The sequence below is a fragment of the Kribbella sp. NPDC055110 genome (assembly GCF_053607525.1).
The window spans coordinates 14,813-41,531 of the sequence record NZ_JBSGTS010000041.1 but is presented as its reverse complement, the minus strand read 5'-3'; the positions used below and the strand labels follow the sequence as shown (position 1 = coordinate 41,531).

23 protein-coding genes are annotated in these 26,719 nt (G+C 68.7%); 16 read left to right on the top strand and 7 right to left on the bottom strand.

Annotation, left to right across the window (positions count from 1 at the left end; translation table 11 throughout):
- Positions 1-1,270: 1,270 nt before the first annotated feature.
- Entirely contained in the window at positions 1,271-1,411 is a 141-nt protein-coding gene (locus ACWF0M_RS36035; protein ID WP_452240244.1) for a hypothetical protein, read from the top strand.
- A gap of 316 nt (positions 1,412-1,727) precedes the next feature.
- Here the strand turns inward: ACWF0M_RS36035 and ACWF0M_RS36030 are convergent, their stop codons facing one another.
- The 3 genes from ACWF0M_RS36030 to ACWF0M_RS36020 form a co-directional block, all read right to left on the bottom strand.
- Positions 1,728-2,303: a dihydrofolate reductase family protein gene (locus ACWF0M_RS36030; RefSeq protein WP_452240243.1), complete on the bottom strand. Its 576-nt coding sequence runs from the start codon at positions 2,301-2,303 to the stop codon at positions 1,728-1,730.
- 169 nt (positions 2,304-2,472) lie between these two features.
- Positions 2,473-3,063, bottom strand: a complete 591-nt coding sequence (locus ACWF0M_RS36025; protein WP_452240242.1) for a GNAT family N-acetyltransferase — start codon at positions 3,061-3,063, stop codon at positions 2,473-2,475.
- Positions 3,063-3,695, bottom strand: coding sequence for a TetR/AcrR family transcriptional regulator (locus tag ACWF0M_RS36020; protein WP_452240241.1), 633 nt, complete (start codon positions 3,693-3,695; stop codon positions 3,063-3,065). The genes ACWF0M_RS36025 and ACWF0M_RS36020 overlap by 1 nt, the downstream gene beginning before the upstream one ends.
- Positions 3,696-3,823: 128 nt before the next feature.
- On the opposite strand from ACWF0M_RS36020, the gene ACWF0M_RS36015 reads away from it, so the two are divergent.
- From ACWF0M_RS36015 to ACWF0M_RS36005, 3 genes are read left to right on the top strand one after another with little or no spacing between them, the layout of a single operon-like run.
- A complete protein-coding gene (locus ACWF0M_RS36015) occupies positions 3,824-5,278 on the top strand; it encodes a flavin-containing monooxygenase (RefSeq protein WP_452240240.1) in 1,455 nt (484 codons plus the stop codon).
- Positions 5,279-5,333: 55 nt separating this feature from the next.
- Positions 5,334-6,629, top strand: coding sequence for a hypothetical protein (locus ACWF0M_RS36010; protein ID WP_452240239.1), 1,296 nt, complete (start codon positions 5,334-5,336; stop codon positions 6,627-6,629).
- On the top strand, positions 6,626-6,862 hold the full coding sequence (locus ACWF0M_RS36005; RefSeq protein ID WP_452240238.1) for a hypothetical protein: 237 nt from the start codon (positions 6,626-6,628) through the stop codon (positions 6,860-6,862). The genes ACWF0M_RS36010 and ACWF0M_RS36005 overlap by 4 nt, the downstream gene beginning before the upstream one ends.
- Positions 6,863-7,064: 202 nt before the next feature.
- On the opposite strand, the gene ACWF0M_RS36000 is transcribed toward ACWF0M_RS36005, so the two are convergent.
- The gene (locus ACWF0M_RS36000; protein ID WP_452240237.1) at positions 7,065-7,286 is read right to left on the bottom strand and encodes a hypothetical protein; all 222 of its coding nucleotides are present in this window, start codon (positions 7,284-7,286) and stop codon (positions 7,065-7,067) included.
- A gap of 395 nt (positions 7,287-7,681) precedes the next feature.
- Positions 7,682-8,431, bottom strand: coding sequence for a MerR family transcriptional regulator (locus tag ACWF0M_RS35995; RefSeq protein ID WP_452240236.1), 750 nt, complete (start codon positions 8,429-8,431; stop codon positions 7,682-7,684).
- A 105-nt stretch (positions 8,432-8,536) separates the two neighbouring features.
- On the opposite strand from ACWF0M_RS35995, the gene ACWF0M_RS35990 reads away from it, so the two are divergent.
- The 6 genes from ACWF0M_RS35990 (at position 8,537) to ACWF0M_RS35965 (ending at position 16,491) form a co-directional block, all read left to right on the top strand.
- Positions 8,537-10,360, top strand: a complete 1,824-nt coding sequence (locus ACWF0M_RS35990) for a hypothetical protein (protein ID WP_452240235.1) — start codon at positions 8,537-8,539, stop codon at positions 10,358-10,360.
- A complete protein-coding gene (locus tag ACWF0M_RS35985) occupies positions 10,357-11,352 on the top strand; it encodes an alpha/beta fold hydrolase (protein WP_452240234.1) in 996 nt (331 codons plus the stop codon). Before ACWF0M_RS35990 ends, ACWF0M_RS35985 begins: the two co-directional genes overlap by 4 nt.
- 68 nt (positions 11,353-11,420) lie before the next feature.
- Complete coding sequence (locus tag ACWF0M_RS35980; protein ID WP_452240233.1) at positions 11,421-12,566, top strand: CaiB/BaiF CoA transferase family protein; 1,146 nt, start codon at positions 11,421-11,423, stop codon at positions 12,564-12,566.
- Between the two features lie 343 nt (positions 12,567-12,909).
- Positions 12,910-14,454: a sugar ABC transporter ATP-binding protein gene (locus ACWF0M_RS35975; RefSeq protein WP_452240232.1), complete on the top strand. Its 1,545-nt coding sequence runs from the start codon at positions 12,910-12,912 to the stop codon at positions 14,452-14,454.
- Positions 14,454-15,470 carry an ABC transporter permease gene (locus ACWF0M_RS35970; RefSeq protein ID WP_452240231.1) on the top strand — a complete coding sequence of 339 codons (1,017 nt, stop codon included), beginning with the start codon at positions 14,454-14,456 and terminating at the stop codon, positions 15,468-15,470. The genes ACWF0M_RS35975 and ACWF0M_RS35970 overlap by 1 nt, the downstream gene beginning before the upstream one ends.
- 13 nt (positions 15,471-15,483) lie before the next feature.
- Positions 15,484-16,491: a substrate-binding domain-containing protein gene (locus ACWF0M_RS35965; protein WP_452240230.1), complete on the top strand. Its 1,008-nt coding sequence runs from the start codon at positions 15,484-15,486 to the stop codon at positions 16,489-16,491.
- Between the two features lie 186 nt (positions 16,492-16,677).
- On the opposite strand, the gene ACWF0M_RS35960 is transcribed toward ACWF0M_RS35965, so the two are convergent.
- Positions 16,678-17,670 (bottom strand): LacI family DNA-binding transcriptional regulator, encoded by a 993-nt coding sequence (locus tag ACWF0M_RS35960; RefSeq protein WP_452240229.1) that lies wholly within the window; start codon positions 17,668-17,670, stop codon positions 16,678-16,680.
- A gap of 118 nt (positions 17,671-17,788) precedes the next feature.
- Here ACWF0M_RS35960 and ACWF0M_RS35955 point away from each other — a divergent pair, with 118 nt between their 5' ends.
- The 3 genes from ACWF0M_RS35955 to ACWF0M_RS35945 are packed head-to-tail and all read left to right on the top strand — an operon-like array spanning position 17,789 to position 20,182.
- Positions 17,789-19,219, top strand: a complete 1,431-nt coding sequence (locus ACWF0M_RS35955) for a malic enzyme-like NAD(P)-binding protein (protein ID WP_452240228.1) — start codon at positions 17,789-17,791, stop codon at positions 19,217-19,219.
- 8 nt (positions 19,220-19,227) lie between these two features.
- Positions 19,228-19,617: a VanZ family protein gene (locus ACWF0M_RS35950; protein WP_452240227.1), complete on the top strand. Its 390-nt coding sequence runs from the start codon at positions 19,228-19,230 to the stop codon at positions 19,615-19,617.
- A gap of 7 nt (positions 19,618-19,624) precedes the next feature.
- Positions 19,625-20,182, top strand: a complete 558-nt coding sequence (locus ACWF0M_RS35945; RefSeq protein ID WP_452240226.1) for a YqgE/AlgH family protein — start codon at positions 19,625-19,627, stop codon at positions 20,180-20,182.
- A 9-nt stretch (positions 20,183-20,191) separates the two neighbouring features.
- On the opposite strand, the gene ACWF0M_RS35940 is transcribed toward ACWF0M_RS35945, so the two are convergent.
- On the bottom strand, positions 20,192-20,461 hold the full coding sequence (locus tag ACWF0M_RS35940; protein ID WP_452240225.1) for a DUF3039 domain-containing protein: 270 nt from the start codon (positions 20,459-20,461) through the stop codon (positions 20,192-20,194).
- Positions 20,462-20,633: 172 nt separating this feature from the next.
- On the opposite strand from ACWF0M_RS35940, the gene ACWF0M_RS35935 reads away from it, so the two are divergent.
- The 3 genes from ACWF0M_RS35935 to ACWF0M_RS35925 all read left to right on the top strand — a co-directional run bounded on the left by ACWF0M_RS35935 (position 20,634) and on the right by ACWF0M_RS35925 (position 26,686).
- Positions 20,634-21,155 (top strand): Uma2 family endonuclease, encoded by a 522-nt coding sequence (locus ACWF0M_RS35935; protein ID WP_452240224.1) that lies wholly within the window; start codon positions 20,634-20,636, stop codon positions 21,153-21,155.
- Positions 21,156-21,213: 58 nt separating this feature from the next.
- Positions 21,214-23,019 carry a DEAD/DEAH box helicase gene (locus ACWF0M_RS35930; RefSeq protein WP_452240223.1) on the top strand — a complete coding sequence of 602 codons (1,806 nt, stop codon included), beginning with the start codon at positions 21,214-21,216 and terminating at the stop codon, positions 23,017-23,019.
- A gap of 334 nt (positions 23,020-23,353) precedes the next feature.
- On the top strand, positions 23,354-26,686 hold the full coding sequence (locus ACWF0M_RS35925; RefSeq protein ID WP_452240222.1) for a CARDB domain-containing protein: 3,333 nt from the start codon (positions 23,354-23,356) through the stop codon (positions 26,684-26,686).
- Positions 26,687-26,719 lie beyond the last annotated feature (33 nt).

Below are 26,719 nucleotides of genomic sequence, written 5' to 3'. Positions count from 1 at the left end.
ACCCACCACCCCGCCGCCGCCACACACCACCAGACAACACACCCCCGGCACACCAGCCCCCGGGCGAGCACCCCACGCCCCCAGCCCCACCGGACCGCGGACTCACCCGTGCCGGGAGCTCAAGGCCCGAAACCTCGACTCCAGCAGCCGATCCGTGGGGTGAGACACCCGTGCCCGCACCGGAGCCGCCGGACACCGCATCGCGGGCACACGAGCCGCCGGGCGAGCGCCCCACGCCCCCAGCCCCAGGCGACGGCGGACTCACGCGCGCCGGGAGCTCAAGGCCCGAAACCTCGACTCCAGCAGCCGATCCGTGGGGTGAGACACCCGCGCCCGCACCGGAGCCGCCAGAGACCGCATCGCGGGCACACGAGCCGCCGGGCGAGCGCCCCACGCCCCCAGCCCCAGGCGACGGCGGACTCACGCGCGCCGCGAGCTCCAGGCCCCAAACCTCAATCCCCGCAGTGGATCCGTGGGACGAGGCAGTCGGGCCTGCGCCGGAGCCGCCGGACGGGGGACTCACCTGTGCCGGTAGCTCAAGGCCCGAAGCCTCTGCCCCAGCAGTCGATCCGTGGGGTGAGACAGACGTGCCTGCAGCGGAACCGCCGGAGCTTGCGCCGTCGGCCAGCGCACCGGATGTGAAACCCAGCCGCTGGCACTGCGACGAATCGACGCGTGCGGAAGCAGCCCGGTTCGCGGTGTGGGGTGAGAGCGCCACGAACGACTCCGGCACCGGCCCACCATCCTTCGCCACAATCTGATCCCAACGGCTGCACCATCCTCGGCACCGACCGTCAGCCCCGGCGCGCGGTCCGGAGCGTGCGGCGTACGGGTTCTGGGGATGTGCGGTGCTCGGGATGTGCCGTGCCTGGGGAGTGCGGTGCGCGTGGCCGGGGAGGTGCTGCGGCGGACCGGGCGGCGGCGAGGTCTCCGCACTTGAGGCGGGCGCTGAGCGACTCCCGGGCCGGGCCCTTCGGTCGGATGCGCGGGACGGGGTGGCGGCGCTGCCCGACGTGATGTACCTGGCGGTCTGGGGACAGTACGTCGGCCGATCGTCGGGCGAAGCTGCGGGTGTGGGGTCTGGGACAGTCCACCGCTCGGACTGCAGGGCGAGACTGCCAGGGTCAGCTCAGCCACAGCGGCCCCCGATCCGCGCCAACGATTGCCGCAAGCAAGTACCGCAGAGCCCCGCTCGTGAGGCGCAGCCCCGCTGTACGGTGCGGCCCCGCTCGTGCGGTGCGGCTCCCGCTTGTGCGGTGGAGTGCCCGGTTTGTCTCGAGCCGCCGGTGGCTTGCGGCTGCACGAGGCGGCGCGGGAGGACGGCGCGTTCTGGAAGGTGGTCAGCTGGTTGGGAGCGCAGTCCGGGTTCTTCGGCGTGGCCTCGGGTGGTCTGTGGGGCTCGGATGTGTGACGTCCTGCGGTGGGGGTGCGCTCGAGTTGGCCACGCCCGGAGGCGGATGATGCGGCTCGTTGCCCGACCACCGCAGACCGCCGCTGGCCGCCGCCGCCTCCTCCTCGTCCTCCTGCCGCCACCGACTGTTGCCACCGACTGTTGCCGCCGACTGCTTCCGCCCCCGGTTGCCCCTGCCCCCTCCTGCCGTCGCCAGCCAAGGGCGGTGTGGGATGTCTCGGGGTTGAGCTTTGGGGCGTCGTGGGTGACGGCTGTTGGCGGGAGGGCTGGGTATGGGCGCCTGTCGACGGGGTCGAGTGAGCGCGGTTCGGGGGAGTCAGGGGTGGAGGGTGGGGTGGTAGATGAGTTCTTGGGTGTGGGTGTCGAGGGTGTGGGTTTCGATCAGTTCTAGGTCGAGTTCGGCTGCGTCCTCGAAGATCCGGCCGAGGCCGCCCTTTCCCGTGATTACGGGGAAGAGAGTTACCTGGATTCGGTCGACTAGGCCGGCGGCCAGGAGTGCGCGGTTCAGGGTCAGGCTGCCGTGGGAGCGCAGCGGGACGTCTGATTGTTTCTTGAGTTGGGCGATGGCCTCGACTGGGTCGCCAGTGAGGACGGTGGCGTCCGGCCAGTCGAGTGGTCCTTGCAGGGTGTTCGACACCACTGTCGTCGGCAGGTTGTGCATCCGGGTGACCCACGGGTCGAGCGCGTCGGGCCACTCGGAGGTGGAGGCGAGCATTGCCGCCATCCCTCGGAAGGTGTTGGCCCCGAGGACCAGCCGCTGCTCCTCGCCGAACTGGTTGAAGCGGTGCTCGAGAAACTCCGGACCCTGCTTTCCGAAGTAGCCACCGAACGACTGGCTATTCGAGTAGCCGTCGAAGCTGGAGAAGATGTCGAAGGTGTAACTGGCGGTCATTTCTGTTCTCCCCTGGTTTGGTGGGCGCTTCGTCGGCGCCCTCACCACTACTACGACGACCTCAGACCCGATCCGACACTGCCTCCCACCAGATGTCGGCTGAGGGCGAGGAGCGTACGTCGGCGACGGTTCGCGGCGGGCCCAGACAGGTCCTAGATGAGATGGGCGGTTACCAGAGCCTGTCGATGTCTCCTGGATGGAGCGGGATGCGGGTGTGGTGGAACGTCGAGGCGGCCCCGCGCGCGGCCGGGGTGAAGAAGGCGGCGAGAGTGACTTTGTCGAAGCCGGGTTGGTCGCTGGGGAACGGGGCGTCGGGAGTGCCGCCGATCAGGACCGTGCCGGGGAGGGCTTGCCAGCCGGCTGATTCGTAGAACGGCTGGAGGGCGCGGTCGCAAGTGAAGATGCCTAGATCCAGGTGGAGGTCGATCATTGCGGTGCGGGCGGCGGTGATCAGGTGGTGGCCGTAGCCGTGGCCGCGGAGGTCCGCGCGGGTGACGACGGTACTGAGTCCGCCTGCCTGGAAGGTGTTTCCGGCGTGGTGCAGCGGCTTGCGCAGGATGTCCAGTGCGGCGACGACCACGCCATCGTCGAGGAGCATCATCGAGAGCGGCTGGAGTTCGGGGTCGTGGACAAGACTGTTATCAGGCGGAGCGCCGGTCGTGGGTGTGCCAGAAGGCGGCCAGGCTTCGTCTTGCAACGCGTGGATCTGGCGGCGGAGGGCCTGCGGTACGGCGCCTTCGGGGTAGGACTCGACGTGCATCAGGTGGTCTTGAGGGTGTGGAGGCCCTGCCAGAGAAGGTCTTGGAGGGTACGGGCGACCTTCTCGGGGGTGGGTGGTGTGACGCTGCGGGTGCGCCAGATGGCCAGGCGTTCGGTGGCGCCGGAGATGCTCTGGGCAACGATCTGGACCTCGTCGTCGTCGGCGGTGCGACCGGCCGGGAGGTTCATCCGGACCATCGTGGCGATCAGTTCGATGAAAGCCGCGCGTACCTCGTCCGTGGCTTCCGCGGCCGGGCCGGCGCTCAGCATGCCCTCGTCGACCAGGACGGACCATGCCTGCGGGTGCTCGTCGAGGAAACGGAACCAGGCCAGGAATCCGGCGTACAGGGCGTCCTCTGCGTCCGGCGCGGCCATCACCGCGTCGGCGACGGTGTCCAGCAACTGGCCGCGGAGCCGGGCGAGGCAGGCGAGGAACAGGCCGTCCTTCGAGCCGTAGTACTGGTAGATCAGCGGCTTCGAGACCCCGACCTGTGCGGCGACGTCGTCCATCGATGTGCCCTGGTACCCGCGCTCGCCGAAGATCCGCTCGGCCGCCTCGAGGATCTCCCGTTCCCGCGCGGCCCGGTCGCGTCGGCGCTTCGGCGGGCCCTGGGGAACCGTGGTCGAGGTCACTTGCGCAGTCTAACTGACTCCGAGTAACTTACTACGAGTAAGTTCCGACCGAGTAACTTCCGGCCGGACAACTCCTGGCCGAGCAACTCCGGCCGGGTAGCTTCCGACGACGACGGGCGGAGAACCTCATGGGCGAGCGGCATCGGATCGTGGTGATCGGCACCGGGTTCGCGGGCATCGGGATGTCGGTCCGGCTGAAGCAGGCCGGGTACGACGACTTCGTCGTACTGGAACGCGCCGAGGATGTCGGCGGCACCTGGCGGGACAACACGTACCCGGGCTGCCGGTGTGACGTGCCGTCGCACCTGTACTCGTTCTCGTTCGCCCCGAATCCCGACTGGTCGTCGACGTTCTCGCCGCAGCCGGAGATCGAGGACTACCTGCGGAACGTCACCGAGTCGTACGGCGTCCGCTCGCACATCCGCTTCGGCAACACGGTCGAATCCGCGCGCTGGGTCGACGGCACCTGGCAGATCACCACGAACCAGCAGACGTTCACCGCGGACATCCTGCTGTCCGGAATGGGTCCGCTGGCGGAACCGTCGTACCCGAAACTTCCCGGGATCGAGGACTTCGAGGGTGAGGTCTTCCACTCCGCGCGCTGGAACCACGACCTGAACCTCAGCGGCCGCAAGGTCGCCGTCATCGGGACCGGTGCGTCGGCGATCCAGTTCGTGCCGGCGATCCAGCCCGAGGTCGAGGAACTGCACCTGTTCCAGCGGACGCCGCCGTGGGTGATGCCGCGGCCCGACCGCAAGATCTCCGCGGCGGAGAAGGCGGTCTACCGGCGGTTCCCGCTGGTGCAGAAGGCTGTCCGGGCCGGGATCTACTGGGGTCGCGAGTCGATGGTGCTCGGGTTCGCGAAGCTGCCCGCGATCATGAAGCAGGTGCAGAAGGTCGCCGAGAAGCACCTGGCGCAGCAGGTCCGCGACCCGCTGTTGCGGGCGAAGCTGACGCCGGACTTCACCCTCGGCTGCAAGCGCGTGCTGATCTCCGACGACTACTATCCGGCGCTCGCGCGGCCGAACGTCGAGGTGGTTACCGACGGGATCGCCGAGGTGACGCCGACCGGCATCGTCACGACCGAGGGTGTGAAGCACGAGGTCGACACGATTGTGTACGGCACCGGCTTCAGGGTCACCGACCTGCCGGTGATGGACATGGTGCACGGCCGCGACGGCGTCTCGTTGCGCGAGGCCTGGGCCGACGGCATGGAGGCCCATCTCGGTACGGCGATCGCCGGCTTCCCGAACTTCTTCATGCTGATCGGCCCGAACACCGGCCTCGGGCACAGCTCGATGGTGTTCATGATCGAGTCCCAGATCGCGTACATCCTGGACGCGCTGAAGACCATGGACGCCCAGGGCCTGCGGGAGGTCGAGGTACGGCGGGACGTGCAGCGCGCGTTCGTCGACGGGGTCCGCTCGTCGATGCGGAACACGATCTGGGCCCGCGGCGGCTGCACCAGCTGGTACCTGGACTCGGAGGGACGCAACACGACGCTCTGGCCGTCGTTCACGTTCCGGTTCCGGCAGCTCACCCGGCGCTTCGATCCCACCGAATATCAGACTCTCGCTATGTGACATCGAGCGTGTTACATTCAATCGGTCGGATAGCCCGATTGATCGGAGTTGCGCGGTGCTGCCACTGCATGGGATCGGCGGTCGAGGGGACCTGCCGGTGCCGTTGTGGCTGGCGATCTACTCCGCCGGCGCCGCGGTCGCGGTGTCGTTCTTCGCGCTCGCCGCGTTCTGGTCGCGCCCGCGCTTCGAGAGGACCGTCGGCCGTCCGCTCGAGGTCCTGACCCGGATCGTCGACCACCCGGCGACGCGCGCCGTACTGAAACTGGCCGGGTTAGCAGCGCTAGCGTTTCTGCTCGGCGCCGCGTGGTTCGGCAGCCACGAACCGTCCCTGAACCCCGCACCAACTTGGCTGTACGTGTGGATCTGGGTCGGCATCATCCCGCTCTCGCTGCTCTGCGGACCGATCTGGCGGCTCGCGAACCCGTTGCGGACGATCGCAGGCCTGGTACGGCGTACGTCGTACCGGCGGCTCCCGAACGGGATCGCGTACTGGCCCGCCGTGGCTGGTCTGGCCGGCTTCCTCTGGCTCGAACTGGTGTACCCGGAAGGCTCCGACCCGCGCGTGGTCGCGATCTTCACCACGACGTACGCCGTCGTGAATGTTGCCGCCGGCATCGTGTACGGCCCGTCCTGGTTCGCGATCGGGGACAGCTTCGAGGTGTACGCCGAGACGCTCGGCCGACTGAGCCCGCTCGGCCGCGGCGCGCGAGGCCGGCTCGAACTACGGAACCCACTCGCCGGACTGGCGACGACGCCGCAACAGTCGGGGATCGTCGGACTGCTGTGTTTGCTGCTCGGATCGACGGCCTTCGACGGAATCTCCCGCTGGTCGGCGTGGACCCGGCTGACGGGTGGGCTCGACCACATCCTCGTTTACACGCTGGGGTTGATCGCCGCGGTCGCGATCGTCACGACCCTGTTCCTGCTCGCCGCGCGGACGACCGGCGCGGCGCAGATCCGGCCGGGGGCGGTCGGGGCCGCTGGGCTGCCGGGCGCGTTCGTGCATTCGCTGGTGCCGATCGCGATCGGGTACGCCGTCGCGCACTACTTCTCGTTCGCGATGTTCCAGGGCCAGGAGGGCTGGCTGCTCGCGAGCGACCCGTTCGGGCGCGGCTGGGACCTACTCGGAACGAGCGGGACGCGGATCGACTACGCGTTCCTCGGAACCGGTCTGATCGCGGGGGTCCAGATCGGCGCGATCGTGCTCGGACACGTACTTGGGGTCGTGTCCGCGCACGATCGCGCTGCCGACCTGTTCCGGCGCCGGCAGCTGCGCAGCGCGCAGTACCCGATGCTGGCCGCGATGGTCGCCTTCACAGCCGGCGGAATCGCCTTGGTGACAGCGTCATGATCGCCCAGATGATCGCCCAGATGATCGCACTGCACATGGGTGGGATCCCCGAGACCGCGATGGTGCTCGGCCCGATCCTGCTGATCATCGCCTTCCTCCGGATCGCCCGCCGCAACGAAGCGACCCTCCCGGACGAGGACGACGAGGACGGCTGGATCTCCGACCTCGGCGACCTGCCCCAAAGACTGCCCGACGAGGCCAGCCACAACGACCACACCAACCAGCAGGCCTGAACCGCTGGCCGCGCCTGTCGCGCCGCAGCAGACCGCGGCCGTGAAGCAGAGAGTGGCGGCGTCGCAGTACCGCGCCGGCCGGAGTAGCCGCTGGGTTGCCACGCGGTACGTCGGGATGTGGGGGTGCTGGCGGGCTGAAAAGGTGAGGCCCGGCAAACCCCCTGCGGTTCGCCGGGCCTCCCGTCCCCGTTGGCTCAGTGGTTCAGGCGGCCAGGGCCGGTTCGTAGTAGCCGCTGACGCGGGACAGGTCGGTAGTGCGGGTCAGTTCGGCGAGGCGGGCGCAGCCGGCGGCGAGGGCGGCCTCGAGGGTCGGCCACGCGTCGACGCACCAGTACGGGTCGTCCGGCTGCCGGTCGTTGTCGTCATCGATGTCGGCACACCAGCCGCCGGAGCGGACGTGGTGGACATGCAGTCGGAGTTTCATGGTCGCAGGGCTTTCGGGGGACTGGACGGGTTCGGGATCAGAAGGGCAGCGGACGACCGGACGGGGTCCGGAGGTCGTAGGTCTTGGTCTGACGGCGAGTCGTCGTGGTGCGCGGCCGCCGGCGGATCTGGATCTGGCGCATCGTCGTCCTCCTGTCTCGTGGTCCGTTGTGGTAGCTATACGGTGCCGCACCAGGGGTGGTTCACACATGCGGAGGATTACCTATCCGAGTCCCTAACCGCCCCCGGCCTTCGACTCCGGGTTCACTAAGGGACGCTACCGGGGCCCATGGACAGTTTTTGCCCGTAGGAAAGGTGAATCTGTTGCGGCGCCGGGGACTTCACCGGTATGACGACATATGCCCGCCGAAGGTTCGCCTGGCTCACCAATCACAGTTAGCCCGCGGAGGGCAGGTCTTTCGGGTTGAGCCCTAGTTCCTCGTAGGCGACGACCTCGATCTCGCGGGCCATCGCCTCCCGGAACGCCGCGACCAGCGCCTGCCCGGCCAGCGGGATGATGCCCTCCAGCGTCCGCTGGATCTCCGGCCAGCCCTCCGTAGGCATGCCGGCGTTGGTGAAGTCGCGCCAGACGGTCGAGCGGAACAGTTCGACGTACGTCTTGGCAACCGCGTCGGCCTGTGCGAACAGCTTCGGCAGCATCTCGAAGATCGCCTGCATCGGGACACCGAGCTTGATCACCTCGAGGCCGGCGCGCAGCAGGTCCGAGTTCGCGATCCGGAGCCTGCCGTCGTCGAGCCGCTCGGCGATCCCGAGCTCGACCAGCCGCGCGATCACCTCGGGGTCATGCGGTACGCCGGCCCGCTCGGCCAGCTGGAACTCGTCGAGCACCTCGGGCTCGACCGGTGTCCAGGGGTTCACCAGGGTCTCGAAGACGCCGAGCGCCATCGCGCCGTCGGGCAGTTCGCCCATCATCCGCTCGACCGCGGCCAGCGTGTACCCCTTGGCGAGCAGCTCGCGGACCAGCGTCAGCCGGGCCACGTGGTCCGGGCCGTAGTACCCGGTACGGCCGGCCAGCCGCGGCGGCGGGATCAGGCCGCGCCCGGCGTACGCGCGTACGTTCCGCACCGTCATGCCCACCTTGGCGGCGAGCTGGTCGACGGTGAGCTCCTCGTCCTGTGCATCCACCCTTGACAGTCTTCCAGACTTCACGTTACATAGCTGATGTAACATCACTCATGGCGCATGCCTTCTGTCGCGCCTGAATCACGCAGCCGGACGAAGGAGCACCAGATGGCGATCCCGCTGGCGACCACCGGTACGGCGACGTTCGACCAGATCGCCATCGTCACCGGCGTGGTCGGGCTGCTGTACGTCGCACTCGCCGTGCTGCTGTGGCGCGAGCGCACCGGCCACGTCACGCTGGTAGGCAGGTTCGCGGACACCATCGGGAGACTGGACGGAGTCCCCCGATGGGCCGCGCTCACGCCGTACCTGCACGCCGTCTCGCTGCTCGCCTGCGCGTTCGGGGTCTGGTGGGACATCGCGGTGCACATCGACAAGGGCCGCGACACCGGTCCGTTCGGGACGCCGGCGCACTACCCGATCTTCTTCGGCATCCTCGGCGTGATCGTCTCCGGCGTGCTGCCGATCGCCCTCGCGCGCAAGCCGCTCCCGGCCCGCACGATCAAGCTGACGAAGGGCTGGCGGATCCCGTGCAGCGCGGCGCTGATCACGGTCTGCGGCACGTTCGCGCTGGTCGGGTTCCCGCTCGACGACGTCTGGCACCGGCTGTTCGGCGAGGACGTCACGCTCTGGGGGCCGACCCACCTGCTGATGATCGGCGGCGTGGTGTTCTCGATCTTCGCGCGGCTGCTGGCGATCGCCGAGGTCGAGCAGTTGATGGGCGTGAACAAGCGCCGCCTGCTCCAGGAGATCGTGTCGGTCGGCGCGCTGCTGATCGCGTGGGACCTGTTCAGCACCGAGTTCAACTACGGCGTACCGCAGTTCCCGCTGATCCTGCAGCCGCTACTGATCGTGTTCGGGTCCGCGATGGCGTTCACGATCCTGCGGGCGCGCCGCGGTCCGGGGACGACGTTCGCCGCGCTGGCCGTGTACCTGGTGATCCGCGGCGGGATCGCGTGGGCGGTGGCCGAGCCGCTCGGCGAGATCGTCGGGCACTTCCCGTTGCTGGTCGTCGAGGCGCTGCTGGTCGAGATCGTGGCGTTTGCCCTCGGCAACAAGAACCGCTTCCGGCTGGGCGCCGTGTCCGGTCTGCTGATCGGGACGGTCGGCGTGGTCGCGGAGTACGCGTGGAGCCACGTCTGGATGCCGATCGCGTGGCCGTCGTCGATGCTGCCGTCCGCGATCGGGTACGGCGTGATCGTCGGAGTCGGCGCCGGCCTGGTCGGGGCGTGGCTCGCGACCCGGTACGCCGAGGTGGCCGGCGAGGAGCGCGCGATCGGGATCAAGCACATCCGGCCGATCGCGGTCCGGCGTACCCATCAACTGGGTGCAGTCGGACTCGTGGCGGTCGTCGCGACGGTGTTCTTCTGCGTACCGCGAACGGCGGACGCAGGCGTGTCGGGGGTCGTGTCGTTGGAGCGGATGGCCACGGGGGCCGAGCCGACGGCGTACGTCACGATCACCCTGTCGCCGACCGATGCGGCCGACGGTGCGCGGTGGTTCGAGGCCCTTGCCTGGCAGGGCGGCGGGCTGGTGTTCCACCCGATGGAGAAGGTTGCCGACGGCACGTATCGGTCGGCGGACCCGCTGCCGATGTACGGGAAGTGGAAGTCGATGATCCGGCTGCACCAGGGGCCGCGGGACCTGGTCGCCAGTTGGGTGTACGCGCCGGAGGATCTTGCGATCGGGAAGCCCGCGATCCAGGTGTCGAACGGGCAGACCGTCGAGTTCGTGAACGAGCAGCAGACGCTGCGCCGCGAGGAACGGACCGACGTGCCACGATGGATGTGGAACGCCGGCTACGTGCTACTCGCGGTCGTCGGGTTGCTCGAGGTGATCGGGATCGCCTGGCTGGTCGGGCGCGGTGCCCGCGGCGGACGGATGCGGGCGGCTCACTTGGCCACCGGCGAACGGGAACGGGAGACTGCGTGACGATCCAGTTGGAGCGGTCCGGGGTGACTACCGCGGACGGAGTACGGCTGAACGTCGAGGTGGCCGGGCCGGCCAACGCGCCGGTGACGGTGCTGCTGGTACACGGGTGGACTTGCTCGACGCGCTCCTGGCACAACCAGGTGGAGGGTCTGCCGCAGATCCTCGGGCCGGACGCGGTGCGGGTCGTCACGTACGACCACCGCGGACATGGTCGGTCGGATGCGGCGCCTGCCGGTACGACGCGGCTCGATCAGCTGGCCGATGACCTGGTGACTGTGCTCGACGAGGTCGTCGGCGACGGACCGGTCGTGTACGGCGGGCACTCGATGGGCGGCATGACCTTGATGGCTGCCGCCGAGCAATACCCGGAGCTGTTCGGTTCCCGCATCCGCGCAGCCGCCCTGGTCAGCACCACCTCCGGCCACCTCACCGAAGGAGCCCTCGGAATCCCCGAGCGCTTCGACCCCGCAGCCGCCCGCATCGCCCCCCGCGTGCTGAACCGAGTCGGCAAGAGAGCCGACCGCCACGCCGAGGCCCGCACCCGCCGCCACGCCGCGGCTGGAATCACCCCCGAAGCCGGCGCGGCCGGATTGGCGCGTCGGGCGGCGCGGCTTGCCGCGAGTCTGCAGCGGCCGGCGTTGCGGCGGGTGGTGTTCGGCAAGAAACCGGACCCGGCCGAGGTCGACCTGTTCATAGCGGATCTGGCTGTGGTGCCCGGGGCGTCGTACGGCGGGTTCTTCGAGACGATGCTGGAGCACGACCGGGGCCACGCGCTGAAGGTGCTAGCCGAGTTGCCGGTGGAGATCATGCACGGGACCCGCGACCGCCTCCTTCCACCGCGGCACGCGAACCGGATCGCCGCTCAACTCCCGACCGCCCGCCTCTGGATCTACCCCGGCGCCGGCCACATGCTGATGCAGGAACGCCCCCGCGACGTCACCCACCGCCTCGCCTCGCTGTGCCGTTCGCAAACCCACCCCACCAGTCTGTAGGCCCGCAAGGTCACCGCCTGAGAGTCGCGTCACGGCCCGCCGCGACGGACTCGCCTACGCTCGACCTCGTGCAGAACCTTCTCTCCGATGTCGTGGTCGTGGACCTGACCCGCGCGCTGGCCGGGCCGCATGCGGCGATGATGCTGGGCGATCTCGGGGCGCGGGTGATCAAGGTCGAGACGCCGAACGGCGGCGACGACAGCCGCGGCTGGGGTCCGCCGTTCGTCGACGGCGAGTCGACGTACTACCTGTCGGCGAACCGGAACAAGGAGTCGGTGACCGCCGACCTGAAGTCCGACGAGGGCAAGGAATTCCTGACCAAACTGGTCCGCAAGGCCGACGTACTGATGGAGAACTTCCGCCCCGGCGTCCTCGACCGCCTCGGCTTCTCCACCGAACGACTGCACGAACTCAACCCCGGCCTGGTGATCCTGTCGATCACCGGGTTCGGGCACGACGGTCCCGAGGGCGGCCGCGCCGGGTACGACCAGATCGCCCAGGGCGAGGGCGGCCTGATGAGCATCACCGGCGAGACCGAGCCGACGAAGGTCGGCGCCCCGATCGCGGACCTGCTGGCCGGGATGTACGGCGCGTACGGCACCCTCGCCGCGCTGCACGAGCGATCGATCACCGGCAAGGGCCGGGTCGTCCGGACCAGCCTGCTCGCGTCGGTCGTCGGCGTGCACGCGTTCCACGGCACGAAGTGGACGGTCGCGCACGAGCTCCCGGTCCGCGTCGGCAACCACCACGCGCAGATCGCGCCGTACGGGCTCTATCGCACCCAGGACGACATCGTCCAGGTCGCCGTCGGCAGCGAAGGGCTGTGGCGGCTGTTCGCCCCGGTCGTCGGCCTGGATCCCTTGGAGGAACGGTTCGCGGCCAACTCGGCCAGGGTGGCGCATCGGGACGAGCTGACCGCGGCGATCGAGGCCGCGTTCGCCGGTGCGCCGGCCGACGTGTGGCTGGAACGCCTTGCGGAGAAGGGGATTCCGGCCGGGAAGGTCCGCGACTTCCAGCAGGTGTACGAGTGGGAGCAGACCCGCTCACAAGGCCTGCTGATCGACGTCGAACACCCGACCCTCGGCACCATCCAGCTCCCCGGCCCACCGCTCCGCTTCGACGACAACCCCCACGCCGGCGCCCGCGAGACCAACCTCCCCCCGCCGCGCCTCGGCGAACACAACGAGTCCGTCAGAGCCTGGCTGGACGAGTAGGGCGGACCGCCACGCCATCACAATCGACGAGTTCTCGGCTCGTCAGGCGGGGAAGCGCGCTCACTCGTCAATTGTGATGGCCTGGCGGTCCGCCAACACTCACTAACCGACCTCGTCCACGGGAGCTCACGCTCAGGTGGACGGCGTCGCGCGTCGAGCGGGGCCGTTGATGAGTGCCGGCGGTCCGCCGAACCCTTCCACTCAGATCGAAGGGCTCCCGCGATGCCGGTTCGACGCGGAAGCTGGGTCACGGTTCCGGCTGTTGGAGTGGTGAGGGGTTGACGGGTCGGAGGGGCGCGGTCTAGCGTCCGGGAAATCGATTACTCGCCCGATCGGAGATGTGATGGCCGACCTCGTCAGGATGGCTGCGATCGGGAAGCGGTACGGCGGGGTGCAGGCGTGTCACGAGGTGGACTTCGTGCTCGGCGCCGGTGAGGTACATGCGCTGCTCGGCGAGAACGGCGCCGGCAAGAGCACGCTGATGAAGATCCTGTCCGGCGACGTCACCGAGTACGCGGGCAGCATCGCGATCAACGGCGCCCCGGTGCGGTTCAGCGGCCCGACCGACGCACAGGCTGCGGGGATCGCGATGATCCACCAGGAACTCGACCTGGTCCCCGGCCTGTCGGTCGCGGACAACATCTTCCTCGGCCGCGAGCTCCGTACGACGTTGCGCACGGTCGACCGCCGCCGGATGGAACGCGAGGCCCGCGAACTCCTCGACCGCAGCGGTGTCAGCCTCGACCCGCGCCGGCCCGTCGGTGAGCTCCGCGTCGGCGAGCAGCAACTCGTCACGATCGCGAAGGCGATCTCGCTCGACGCCCGCGTGCTGATCATGGACGAGCCGACCTCCGCGCTCACCAGCTCCGAGGTCGAGCGACTGTTCGACGTGATCCGCGAACTCCGGCAGAGCGGCGTCGGCATCGTCTACATCTCGCACCGGATGGAGGAGATCGCCCAGGTCGCCGACCGCGCGACCGTCCTCCGCAACGGCAGGATCGTCACCAGCTTCGACCCGCGCAAACTCAGTACGGCGGAAGTGGTCGAGGCAATGGTCGGACGCCCGGTGCAGACGATGTTCACCACGCCAGACTCCGACACGGGTGACGAACTGCTCCGCGTCGAGAACCTCACTCTCAAGCCCCGCCGCCCGCGACCAGGTCGCCGCGATCCCGACGGCGTCTCGCTGACCGTCCGCTCCGGCGAGATCGTCGGTCTCGCCGGCCTGCTCGGCGCGGGCCGCACCGAACTCCTCGAGACCCTGTACGGCGTCGCGCCCGGCGGCACCCGCACCGGCCGGATTCTCCTGCAAGGAAAGGCGATCCAGCCACGGGGACCACGTCAGGCGCTTGCCCAGGGCATCGGATTCGTCCCGGAGGACCGGCGCGCGTCGGGGCTCGTGCTCTTCCACTCGATCCTCGCGAACACGGTCGTCTCGAGTCTCCCGGCGTACGGCCGTCTGGGGGTGATCGCCCGCCGGATGGAGCGTGCGGCGTCAACCAGGATGGCCGATCGGCTGCGGCTGAAGTTCGGCCGCCTGCAGGACGAGGTCGGCACGTTGTCCGGCGGGAACCAGCAGAAGGTCGTGTTCGGCCGGATGCTGCTCACCGAGCCCAAGCTGCTGCTCCTCGACGAGCCGACACGCGGCGTCGACGTCGGGGCGAAGGCCGAGATCTACCGATTGCTCGGTGAACTCGCGGCGCAGGGTCTCGGCGTACTGCTCGCCTCCTCCGAGCTTCCCGAACTGGTGGGGGTCTGCGACCGCGTCGTCGTACTGCGGGACGGCCGCGACGTCGCCGCGTTCAGTACGGCGGACTCGGGCGAGGGCGATCTGCTGGCTGCCGCGATGGGTCAGGGCGCAGTGTTCGACGAGGTCGGAGGAGTGTAGTGACCGACGTACAGGACAAGGTCGTGCCGACGGAGAAGGTATCCGTGGTCGCGACGCTGTTCCGGTTCCAGAGTGTGTTCGGGCTGATCGCGGTCTTCGTCGCGGCGATCATCTTCTCGCCGCGCAAGGACGGCGCGATCCTCTTCGTCAGCGCGGACAACCTGGCGAACGTGGTCCGGGCGGTGTCCGAGATCGGGATCATCGCGGTCGGGATGACGTTCGTGATCCTGATCGGCGGGATCGACCTGTCGGTCGGCGCGGTGCTCGGGCTCGCCGCGGTCGGGTCGGCCGTCCTGATGGTCGAGAACGACTGGGGCTTCCTGCCGTCGGTCGTGCTGGTGCTGGCGATCGGCCTGGTCTTCGGTGCCCTGCAAGGCGTTGCGACCGCGATGATCGGGATCCAGTCGTTCATCGTCACGCTCGCGGGCCTGCAGATAGCGCGCGGCCTGGCGCGGATCTGGTCCGGCGGGCAGGGCGTCGCGATCGCGTACGGCGACGGGCCGAAGGAGGCTCCGACGTCGTTCGCGCTACTCGGTGAACGTACCTTCGGCGGCCTGGTGCCGATCCCGGTGATCATCTTCGCGGTGGTCGCGATCGCCGCGGTGGTGTTCCTCCGGATCAGCGCGTTCTCCCGGCACCTGTACGCCGTCGGCGGCAACGAGAAGGCCGCGCGGCTGTCCGGCGTACCCGTGGTCAGGGTCAAGATCGCGGTGTTCGCGATCTGCGGGTTGCTCGCGTCGCTGGCCGGCATCGTGCACGCCGTCCAGCTCAACCAGGGCAGCCCGAACGACGGCATCGGCTACGAGCTCGACGCGATCGCCGCGGTGGTGATCGGCGGCACCAGCCTGGCGGGCGGTCGCGGTTCGGTGGCCGGGACCGTGGCGGGTGCGCTGCTGCTCGGCGTACTGAACAACATCCTTGCCCTGAACAACATCGACTCCAACATCCAGCTCCTGATCAAGGGACTGGTGATCGTTGCCGCCGCCGCGCTGCAGCGACTCCGCCCCACCTCGTAAGGAAGGCTCCGTCATGCGTTCTGTACGAATTCCCCTGGCCGCCGCCGCTGTTGCCGCACTCGTGCTGGCCGGTTGCGGGACGACCAGCGAACGGACCTCGAGCGGTGCGTCGCCGGGGTCGTCCAAGTCCTGTAAAGGGGCTGATGGCAAGTACACGATCGGGATGAGCCAGGCGAACGTCGCCGAGCCGTACCGGCAGCGGATGGACGACGACATCTTGGCGGCCGCCAAGGAGGTGCCGCAGTTCGACGTGAAGTTCGCCGACGCGGCGCAGGACAACGCCAAGCAGGTCGCGGACGTGGAGAACTACATCACCCAGCAGATCGACCTGCTGATCATCAGCCCGAACGAGGCGAAACCGCTCACCGCGGTGGTGAAGAAGGCTTACGACAAGGGCATCCCGGTGATCGTGCTGGACCGGAAGGTCGAGGGCGACGCGTACACCGGGTTCATCGGCGGCGACAACGTGCAGATCGGTCGCGAGGCCGGGAAGTACATCGCCGAGAAGCTGCTGCCCTCCGGTGGGAATGTCGTGGAGCTCAAGGGGCTCGCCGGCGCGACACCGCAGGCCGAGCGGCACGAGGGGTTCGTCGAGGGGATCAAGGGCAACCCGAAGGTCAAGGTGATCGCGAGCGCGAGCGGTGACTGGCTGCGGGAGAAGGGGCAGGCGCAGATGGACGCGCTGCTGAAGGCGAACCCGAAGATCGACGTCGTGTACTCGCACAACGACCCGATGGCCGAGGGCGCGTACCTGGCCGCGAAGGCGGTCGGCCGCGAGAAGGAGATGAAGTTCACCGGCATCGACGCGCTGCCGATCCCGTCCGGCGGCATCAAGGCCGTCGAGCAGGGCCGCCTGTCGGCCACCTTCACGTACCCGACGAACGGCAAGGAAGCGATCGCCGCCGCGAAGAAGATCCTGGTCGACTGCGGCACCATCGAGAAGACCCAGACGCTGCCGACCCGGCTGATCGATGCCTCCAACGCCGCGAAGATCTACGCCGAGGAAAACCCGACCGGCTGAGGCCCCACTCAATCCGCCCCAAACCAGTTCGGGGAGGTTTGCCCGCCCAAGTCGGGCAGTCTGCCTCCCCAAACCGGTTTGGGGAGATTCGCCCGCCGGTAGCGGGGTGTCGCGTCCCCAAACCGGTTTGGGGAGGATTCCCCACCCAAATCGGGCTGTTTGCGTCCCCAAACCGGTTTGGGGGCGCTAGTGGCGACGGGAGCTGGCGCGTTTGATCAGGCGGGCGCCGAGGGTGGTCGCGGTCGGGGGGCGCGTGGCGTCGGCGATGCGCGCGAGGAGGAGGCGGGCGGCGGCGGCGCCGATCTCGTACGCCGGTTGCGCGACCACGGACAGCGGCGGGTCGACCAACGCGGCCCACGGCGCATCGTCGAACGTAACGAGGCCGACGTCCCGCCCGGCGCGCACACCGCGCTCCTGCAGGGCTTGCAGGACACCGACTGCCATCGCGCTGTTCGCGATCAGCAGTGCATCCGGTGGTTCGGGCTGGGCGAGCAGATCGAGGGCCGCGCGATGGGCGCCCGCGGCCTTGTACTCGGTCCGCCTGACGAGTTTCGGCGTACGGCGACGGGCCGCCCTGAGTGCGTCCCGGTACCCGGCCAGCCGATCGTCGGCGGTGCGGACGCCTGCGGGTCCGGTGATGCAGCCGATCCGTTCGTAGCCTTGGGCAACCAAATGCGTGGTCGCCTCGCGGGCGGCGAGCCGGGTGTCGACCAGGACGACGTCACTGTCCTGTCCCGGCAACGGACGGTCCACCGCGACGTACGCCGTACCGCGCGACGCCAGTTTCGCGACCGTGGACGTCGGGCCGCTCGGGGACAGGATGACGCCCGCGACCCGTTCCTGGATGGCGATGTCGAGGTAGCGGTTCTCCTTCTCCACGCTCTCGTCGGAGTTGCAGAGCACGACCGAGTACCCGACCTCGTGCGCGACATCCTCCACCCCGCGCGCGATCGCGGTGAAGAACGGGTTCTCCACGTCCGAGATGATCAGCGCGACGACCGCGGCCTCCTGGCGGCGCAGGTTCCGCGCCGGACCGTTCGGCTGGTACCCGAGCTCGTCGGCCGCCTGCCGTACCCGTGCGGCGAGGTCCGGGTCGACCGTCGGCTTGCCGTTCAGCGCCCGCGACACGGTCGCCGTCGACACCCCGGCGCGCGCGGCCACGTCGCTGACAGTCGGCACTCTGGCTCCCTTCCTGACGGAACAGTAACCGGTCGAGTAATGGATTACCCAGGGGTCTGCCGTGCACTTTACTTACGGAACCTCCGGGCATTACCAGTGACATGAGAGGATCACCCGCGTGACTGCCTTGCCGAGTGTTTCGTACTCCATCACCGTTCGCCTCGAGGTGCCCGCGGGTGGCTCGACGGTGAGCAAGCTGACGACCGCGGTCGAGCAGGCCGGCGGTCTGGTCACCGCGCTCGACGTGACCGCGTCCGGCCACGAGCGGCTGCGGATCGACGTCACTTGCGCCGCGGCCGACACCGAGCACGCCGGCCGCCTGGTCGAGGCGATGCGCGCCGTACCGGGCGTCGAGATCGGCCGGGTCTCGGACCGGACGTTCCTGATGCACCTCGGTGGCAAGATCTCGATGGAGGCCAAGCACCCGATCCGCAACCGCGACGACCTGTCGATGATCTACACGCCGGGTGTCGCGCGGGTCTGCCTGGCGATCGCGGCCAACCCCGACGACGCGCGCCGGCTGACGATCAAGCGCAACAGCGTCGCGGTCGTCACCGACGGTTCCGCCGTACTCGGCCTCGGCAACATCGGCCCGAAGGCCGCGCTGCCGGTGATGGAGGGCAAGGCCGCGCTGTTCAAGCGGTTCGCCGGGATCGACGCCTGGCCGCTGTGCCTGGACACCCAGGACACCGAGGAGATCATCGCCGTCGTCAAGGCGATCGCCCCTGGCTTCGCGGGGATCAACCTCGAGGACATCTCCGCGCCGCGCTGCTTCGAGATCGAGGCCCGGCTGCGCGAGGAGCTCGACATCCCGGTGTTCCACGACGACCAGCACGGTACGGCGGTCGTGGTGCTGGCGGCGCTGTTCAACGCGCTGCGCGTGGTCGGCAAGGACATCAGCGAGATCCGCGTGGTGCTGTCCGGCGCGGGTGCGGCCGGTACGGCGATCCTGAAGCTGCTGCTCAAGGCCGGCGTGCAGGACGCGATCGTCGCCGACATCGCCGGCGTCATCCACACCGAACGCGAAGGGCTGTCGCCGGAGCTGCGCTGGATCGCGGAGAACACCAACGCGGCGAAGTACAGCGGCGACCTGAAGGGTGCGCTCAGCGGTGCGGACGTGTTCATCGGCGTCTCCGCGCCGAACATCCTGAACGGCGCCGACATCGCCACCATGAACAAGGACGCGATCGTCTTCGCGCTCGCGAACCCGGACCCGGAGGTCGACCCGGCGGCGGCGCACGAGCACGCGGCCGTGGTGGCGACCGGGCGCAGCGACTTCCCGAACCAGATCAACAACGTGCTGGTCTTCCCGGGGGTCTTCCGCGGTCTGCTCGACGCGCAGTCGTCGAAGGTGTCGATCGACATGGAGCTGGCGGCCGCGAAGGCGCTGGCCGGTGTCGTCACGGACGACGAGCTGAACGCGGACTACATCGTGCCGAGCGTCTTCCACCCGGAGGTGCACACGAGGGTGGCGCACGCCGTCCGCGATGCGGCCGGTGGCAAGGCTCCCGCGCATGAGAGCTTCCCGGACGACTCCCCTTCGCTGTGACCGGCCCGGTGACTGACACGGTTTCGGCCGGCACAGGTTCGCGGGTGCGGGTCTGGGCTTGGCGGATCGCCTTCGTCGCCGCGGTGGCGTTGCAGCTGTACGGCGTCTACGCGCCGCGCGAAGCGGGTCCGCACATCGGGATCCCGCAGATCGACAAGGTCGCGCACTGCTTCCTGTTCGCGGCGGTCGCCTTCACCGGAACGAAGATCGGGCTGCCGGCCCGCTGGTTGCTCGGGGCACTGGTCGCGAACGCGGTGGTCAGCGAACTGGTCCAGCACTGGCTGCTGCCGCAGCGCGACGGCGATCCGTTCGACACGCTCGCCGACGTGGCCGGGGTCGCGCTCGGTGCCTGGCTGGCCAGGTACGGTCCGAGCCGGGTGGCCCGTCGTACGCCATGATGGGGGTATGACGGTCTCGACCCTGACCGGTTCGCTGCTGGTGGCGACGCCGCTGCTCGACGAACCGCCCTTCCGCCGATCGGTGATCCTGCTGCTGGATCACGACGACGACGGCGCGCTCGGGGTGGTTGTGAACCGCGCCGCGGACCTGTCCGTCGGCCAGGTGCTGCCGAACTGGTCGTCGGCCGTCGACGAGCCCGGTGTGCTGTTCATGGGCGGCCCGGTCGGCACCGACAGCGCGCTCGCGGTCGCCGAGGTGGCCGAGGCCACGGACCCGCCCGGCTGGCGCGAGTGCTTCGGGCGGATCGGTCTGGTCGACCTCGACGTGCCGCCGGTGCTGCTGGAAGGCGCGATCACCCGGATGCGGATCTTCGCCGGGTACGCCGGCTGGTCCAGCGGCCAGCTCGAGGGCGAGATCACCGAGGGCGCCTGGTACGTCGTCGAGTCGGTGCCGGAGGACGTGTTCGGACACGACCCGGACACCCTGTGGCGCCGGGTCCTGCGCCGCCAGAACGACCAGATTGCGTACCTGGCGACGTACCCGGACGACCCGACCCAGAACTAAGGCGCGGGCCTACTCGTCGCCGCCTGCGTCGTCACCCGGGTTCAGCGAGTCCCAGATCTCCTTGCACTCCGGGCAGACCGGGAAACGCTGCGGGTCGCGGCTCGGAACCCACACCTTGCCGCACAGCGCGACCACCGGCGTGCCCATCACCATCGCCTCGGTCAGCTTGTCCTTCGGCACATAGTGCGAGAACCGCTCGTGATCGCCCGGCTCGGCCGGCGCCGTCTGGGTCCGCTCGTCGACAACCGTCTCCGCGCCGGGGGTCAGCTGAGTACTCATACCCCCGAGTGTAGGACGTGTCACCAGCCGATCCGGAACTTTTCCACAGCCGGGGGATTCCCGGGGCAACCCGGGGCAGATCCCGGCACCTTCTCTGACATGACCGACCGAAGGAGGCACTATGAGTGCTGTGGAACCTCTCCCGACCGAACCTCCGGTGCCCTGGCAGGCAATGAGACCGTTCACACGGGACGATCTCGATCGGATGCCCAATGACGGGCACCGGTACGAGCTCATCGACGGAGCGCTGCTCGTGACGCCGGCGCCGGTGCCGCGCCACCAGTTCGTGGTCGCGGGGGTTTACCGGACCCTGTTCGCGGCCTGCCCGCCGGACCTGGCGGTGCTGTTTGCCCCGCTCGACGTCGTTCTCGCCGAAGACACTGTGGTAGAGCCGGATGTGCTGGTTGCTCCGCGTGACGCCTTCAGCGAGCGCGACCTGCCCGGCCCGCCGCTGCTCGCGGTCGAAGTGTTGTCGCCGAGCACGCGGCGCGTTGACGTGATGCTCAAGTTCTCGCGGTACGAGGCTGCCGGGTGTTCGGCGTACTGGGTGGTGGAACCCGACACGCCGAGTCTGATCGCTTGGGAATTGCAGGACGGGGCATACGTGCAGGTCGCGAAGGTGACCGGGGACGCGGCGGCGCGGTTGTCGAGGCCGTTCGACGTGACCGTGGTGCCCGCGGATCTGATCTCGTAACAGAACTCAGGTAATCTTCCTGCCCGGCACACTGTCGACTTCGGGGGAGTAGCTGTCTGTGGATTCGCACGTGCCGGCCAACCCTGCTGTCCTGCCACCGGCCTATCCGGACCGGGCAGCGTGGGGTACAGCGAGCAAGCTGCGAGCCTGGCAGGCCGAGGCGCTCCAGATCTATCTCGACAGCAACCCGCGGGACTTCCTGGCGGTCGCGACACCGGGCGCCGGTAAGACGACGTTCGCGCTGACCGTGGCCGCCGAGCTGCTGCACCGGCGGCAGATCGAGCGGATCACCGTGGTGACGCCGACCGAGCACCTCAAGGTCCAGTGGGCCGACGCGGCCGACCGGGCCGGGATCGCGATCGACCCGGCGTTCGCCGGGCGGCGTGGGAAGACGAACAAGGACTACCAGGGCGTCGCGGTGACGTACGCCGGGGTCGCGGTGAACCCGCTGGCGTTCCGGGTCCGGACCGAGCGGTTCAAGACCCTGGTGATCCTGGACGAGGTGCACCACGGCGGTGACGCGCTCAGCTGGGGCGACGGCGTCCGCGAGGCATTCGAGCCCGCGGCCCGCCGCCTGTGCCTGACCGGTACGCCGTTCCGCAGCGACGACAACCCGATCCCGTTCGTGACGTACGAAGAGGGCCACGACGGGGTCGCCCGGAGCAGGGCCGACTACTCCTACGGGTACGGGCGCGCCCTGGAGGATCACGTCGTACGTCCGGTGATCTTCATGTCGTACTCGGGCGAGATGCGCTGGCGGACCAAGGCCGGTGACGAGGTCGCCGCGCGGCTGGGCGAGCCGCTCACCAAGGACCTGACCGCCCAGGCGCTGCGGACCGCGCTGGACCCGGCGGGCGAGTGGATGGGCGCGGTGCTGGCGGCCGCGGACAAGCGGCTGACCGAGGTACGGCGGCATATGCCGGACGCCGGCGCGCTGGTGATCTCGGGTGACCAGAACACGGCCCGCGCGTACGCGAAGACGCTGCGCGAGCTGACCGGGGAGTCGCCGACGGTCGTGCTGTCGGACGAGAAGGCGGCGAGCAAGAAGATCCAGAAGTTCTCCGAGGACGAGTCCCGGTGGATGGTCGCCGTGCGGATGGTGTCCGAGGGCGTCGACGTACCGCGGCTCGCGGTCGGGGTCTACGCGACGCCGACGTCGACGCCGCTGTTCTTCGCGCAGGCGGTCGGGCGGTTCGTGCGGGCCCGGAAGCGGGGTGAGACGGCGTCGGTGTTCGTGCCGTCGGTGACCCGGCTGCTCGGGTTCGCGGCCGAGATGGAGGTCGAGCGGGACCACGTCCTCGGCCGGAAGAACGCAGGAGAAGACGGCGATATTTTCGCGCTCGAGGACGACCTGCTGAAGCAGGCGAACCAGACCGAGAGCGCGAGCGACGAGCTCGAGGGGAACTTCGAGGCGCTCGGGTCGGATGCGAGCTTCGACCGGGTGGTGTTCGACGGCGGTGACTACGGGACCGGCGGCGACAACGCGTCCGACGAGGAGCTGGACTTCCTCGGGTTGCCGGGTCTGCTGGAGCCGGACCAGGTGCGGGAGCTGCTGCACAAACGTCAGCAGAAGTCGCTGGCGGCGCAGAAGCTAGCCACACGGAAGACGGCTTCGCGGTCCACGAGCGACCGTGAGGACCCGACGCCGACCGAGCTGGCCACGCACGAGCAGATCGGGCTTCTTCGCCGCGAGCTGAACGGTCTGGTCGCCGCCTGGCACCACCGCACCGGCCAGCCGCACGGGGTGATCCACAATGACCTGCGCCGCAAACTCGGCGGACCGGCCGCTGCCCACGCCTCCTCCGTCCAACTGAAGGAGCGGATCGAACTGATCCGCGACTGGGCCACCCAACGCCGCGCCTGAACCTCCGCGCCTGAACCTTCCCGCCTGAACCTTCGCGCCTGAACCTTCGCGCCTGAACCTTCGCGCCTGAACCTTCGCGCCTGAACCTTCGCGCCTGAACCTTCGCGCCTGAACCTTCCCGCCTGAACCTTCGCGCCTGAACCTTCGCGCCTGAGGCTTGCGGTTGAGCGCTCCGTCCTGGACCTCCAGGGCGGGGTGTTTCTGTGAGTGGCGAGGTGTTGACGTGCTGCTACCGGTGCTGCAAGCTTCGGGTACCCGCGCTGCAAGAAATCGTCAGACTCATGCAATTTCCGTAGCGCGGGACCTCCCACCGCCCCCGATGGAGGACCACCCGATGCATCGGAAGAATCTTCTGCGGCTCTTACTGGCCGCCCTGCTCATCGCAGCCGGCCTACTGTCCGTCCCGACCGCGATGGCCGCCGACCTCACCAAGACCCTGACCGCCAGCAGCTCACTCGGCGCGTATCCGAGTGGCAACGCCGGCGACGGCAACGCGAACACCTACTGGGAGAGCAACAACAACGCCTTCCCGCAGTGGCTCCAGGCAGACCTTGGCGCCACCAAGGACGTCAACCAGGTGACGCTCAAACTCCCGTCGTCCTGGGGCGCGCGGACCCAGACCATCACGGTCCAGGGCAGCGCGAACGGCTCGACGTTCACCACGATCGTCAGCAGTACGGCGTACAACTTCAGTGGCACCAACGTCGTGACGATCGACTTCAGCAACACGTCGGTGCGCTACGTCCGGCTGACCTTCACCGCGAACACCGGCTGGCCGGCCGCGCAACTGTCGGAGTTCGAACTGGCTGGGCCTGGTGGCGGGCCGGTCGAACCTCCGACCGGTACCGATCTGGCCGCCGGTAAGCCGATCGAGGCGTCGAGTTCGGTCTTCGGTTTCGTCGCGTCCAACGCCAACGACGGCAACGTCGGCACGTACTGGGAGTCGAACGGTTTCCCGTCGACCCTGACCGTCAAGCTCGGCTCGAACGCGGACGTCAGCTCGCTCGTCGTCAAGCTCAATCCGGACTCGGTCTGGGGCGCACGCACCCAGAGCATCGAGGTCCTCGGCCGTGAACAGTCCGCGACCACGTTCACCTCAGCCGTCGCCCGGACCGACTACCAGTTCGATCCGTCCGCGAACCAGAACACCGTCACGATCCCGGTCACCGGCCGGTACGCCGACCTTCGCCTGCAGGTCTTCAGTAACACCGGCGCCCCGGGCGGCCAGGTCGCCGAGCTCCAGGTCTTCGGTACGCCGGCACCGAACCCCGACCTCGTGGTGACGACCGTCGACTGGTCGCCCGCCAACCCGTCCGAGTCGACTCCGATCACCCTGTCCGCGACCGTCAAGAACAACGGCTCCGCAGCAGCCCCGGCCAGCAGCCTCAACTTCCTGCTCAACGGCAGCACAGCCGGCACCGTGAACGCCGGTGCTCTCGCCGCCGGTGCCTCCACCACCGTCACCGCCAATGCCGGAACTCATGCCGAAGGCAACTACACCGTCGCCGCGATCGCCGACCCGACCAACGCCGTCGTCGAGCAGAACGACACCAACAACACCCTCCAGGCAGCGACCCAGCTGACCATCGCCCAAGCCCCCGGACCCGACCTCCAGGTCACCGGCATCACCACCAACCCGGCCAACCCTGCGCCGGGCGCCCAGGTCTCCTTCACGGTCACCGTCAACAACCGCGGTACGTCGGCCTCCGCCGCCAGCACGACCAAACTGGTGGTCGGCAGCACCACCCTCAACGGGAGCACCGCGTCGATCGCGGCCGGTACCACCGCCAACGTCGCGATCAGCGGCACCTGGACGGCGACCAACGGCGGCGCAACCGTCACCGCCACGGCGGATGCGGGCAATACCGTTGACGAGACCAACGAAACCAACAACACGTTCACCAAGTCGATCGTGGTCGGCCGCGGTGCCGCCGTACCGTACACGTCGTACGAGGCCGAAGCCGGTAACTACACCGGGACCCTGCTGACTTCCGACGCGACGCGGACCTTCGGGCACACGAACTTCGCCACCGAGTCGTCCGGCCGCGCGTCGGTCCGGCTGAACTCGAGCGGTCAGTACGTCGAGTTCACATCGACAGTGCCGACGAACTCGGTCGTGGTCCGCAACTCGATCCCGGACTCCGCCGACGGACAGGGGCTGCAGGCAACGATCAGCCTGTACGTCGACGGCGCCTTCAAGCAGAAACTCACGCTGTCGTCGCACAACAGCTGGCTGTACGGCAGCACCGATTCCCCCGAGGGGCTGACGAACACGCCGGGTGGTGACGCCCGCCGCCTCTTCGACGAGTCCCACGCCCTGCTCGGTACGTCGTACCCGGCCGGCACGAAGTTCCGTCTGCAGCGGGACTCCGGCGACACGGCGTCGTACTACATCATCGATCTGGTCGACCTCGAGCAGGTCGCGCCGGCAATCAGCCAGCCCGCGGGATGCACGTCGATCACGCAGTACGGCGCGGTGCCGAACGACGGGATCGACGATGCGGACGCGATTCAGCGGGCCGTGACCGACGACCAGAACGGCGTGATCAGCTGCGTCTGGATCCCGGAAGGGCAGTGGCGGCAGGAGAAGAAGATCCTCACCGACGACCCGCTCAACCGCGGGCAGTACAACCAGGTCGGGATCAGTAACGCCACGATCCGCGGAGCCGGGATGTGGTACTCGCAGCTGTACTCGACGATCGAGCCGCAGAACGCGGGCGGTATCAACCATCCGCACGAGGGCAACTTCGGGTTCGACATTGACAAGAACGTCCAGCTGTCGGATATCGCGATCTTCGGCTCCGGGCGGATCCGTGGCGGTGACGGGAACGCCGAGGGTGGTGTCGGGCTGAACGGCCGGTTCGGGACCGGTACGAAGATCAGTAACGTCTGGATCGAGCACTCGAACGTCGGGGTCTGGGTCGGCCGCGACTACGACAACATCCCCGAGCTGTGGGGTCCGGCCGACGGGCTCGAGTTCAGCGGGATGCGGATCCGCGACACCTACGCCGACGGCATCAACTTCACCAACGGGACGCGGAACTCGAAGGTGTTCAACTCGTCCTTCCGCACCACCGGCGACGACGCGCTCGCGGTCTGGGCGAACAAGTACGTCAAGGATCAGGCGGTCGACATCGGCCACGACAACACGTTCACCAACAACACCGTCCAGCTGCCGTGGCGGGCGAACGGGATCGCGATCTACGGCGGGTACGGCAACAAGATCGAGAACAACCTGATCTACGACACGATGAACTACCCCGGCATCATGCTGGCGACCGATCACGACCCGCTGCCGTTCTCCGGTACGACGACGATCGCCAACAACGCGCTGTACCGCTGCGGCGGGGCGTTCTGGAACGAGGACCAGGAGTTCGGCGCGATCACGCTGTTCCCGTCGAACCTCCCGATCCCCGGCGTCACCATCCGGGACACCGAGATCTACGACTCGACGTACGACGGGATCCAGTTCAAGACCGGCGGCGGCGAGATGCCGAACGTTGCCCTCACCAACCTCAAGATCGACAAGTCCAACAACGGTTCCGGCATCCTCGCGATGGGCGGCGCCCGCGGCAACGCCAACCTCTCGACCGTCACCATCACCAACTCCCGAGACGGCGACATCCTCAAGGAGCCCGGCAGCACCTTCACCTTCGCCGGCCAGTAACCCGCCACCGGGCACCCAGCCCCGCCCGGTGTC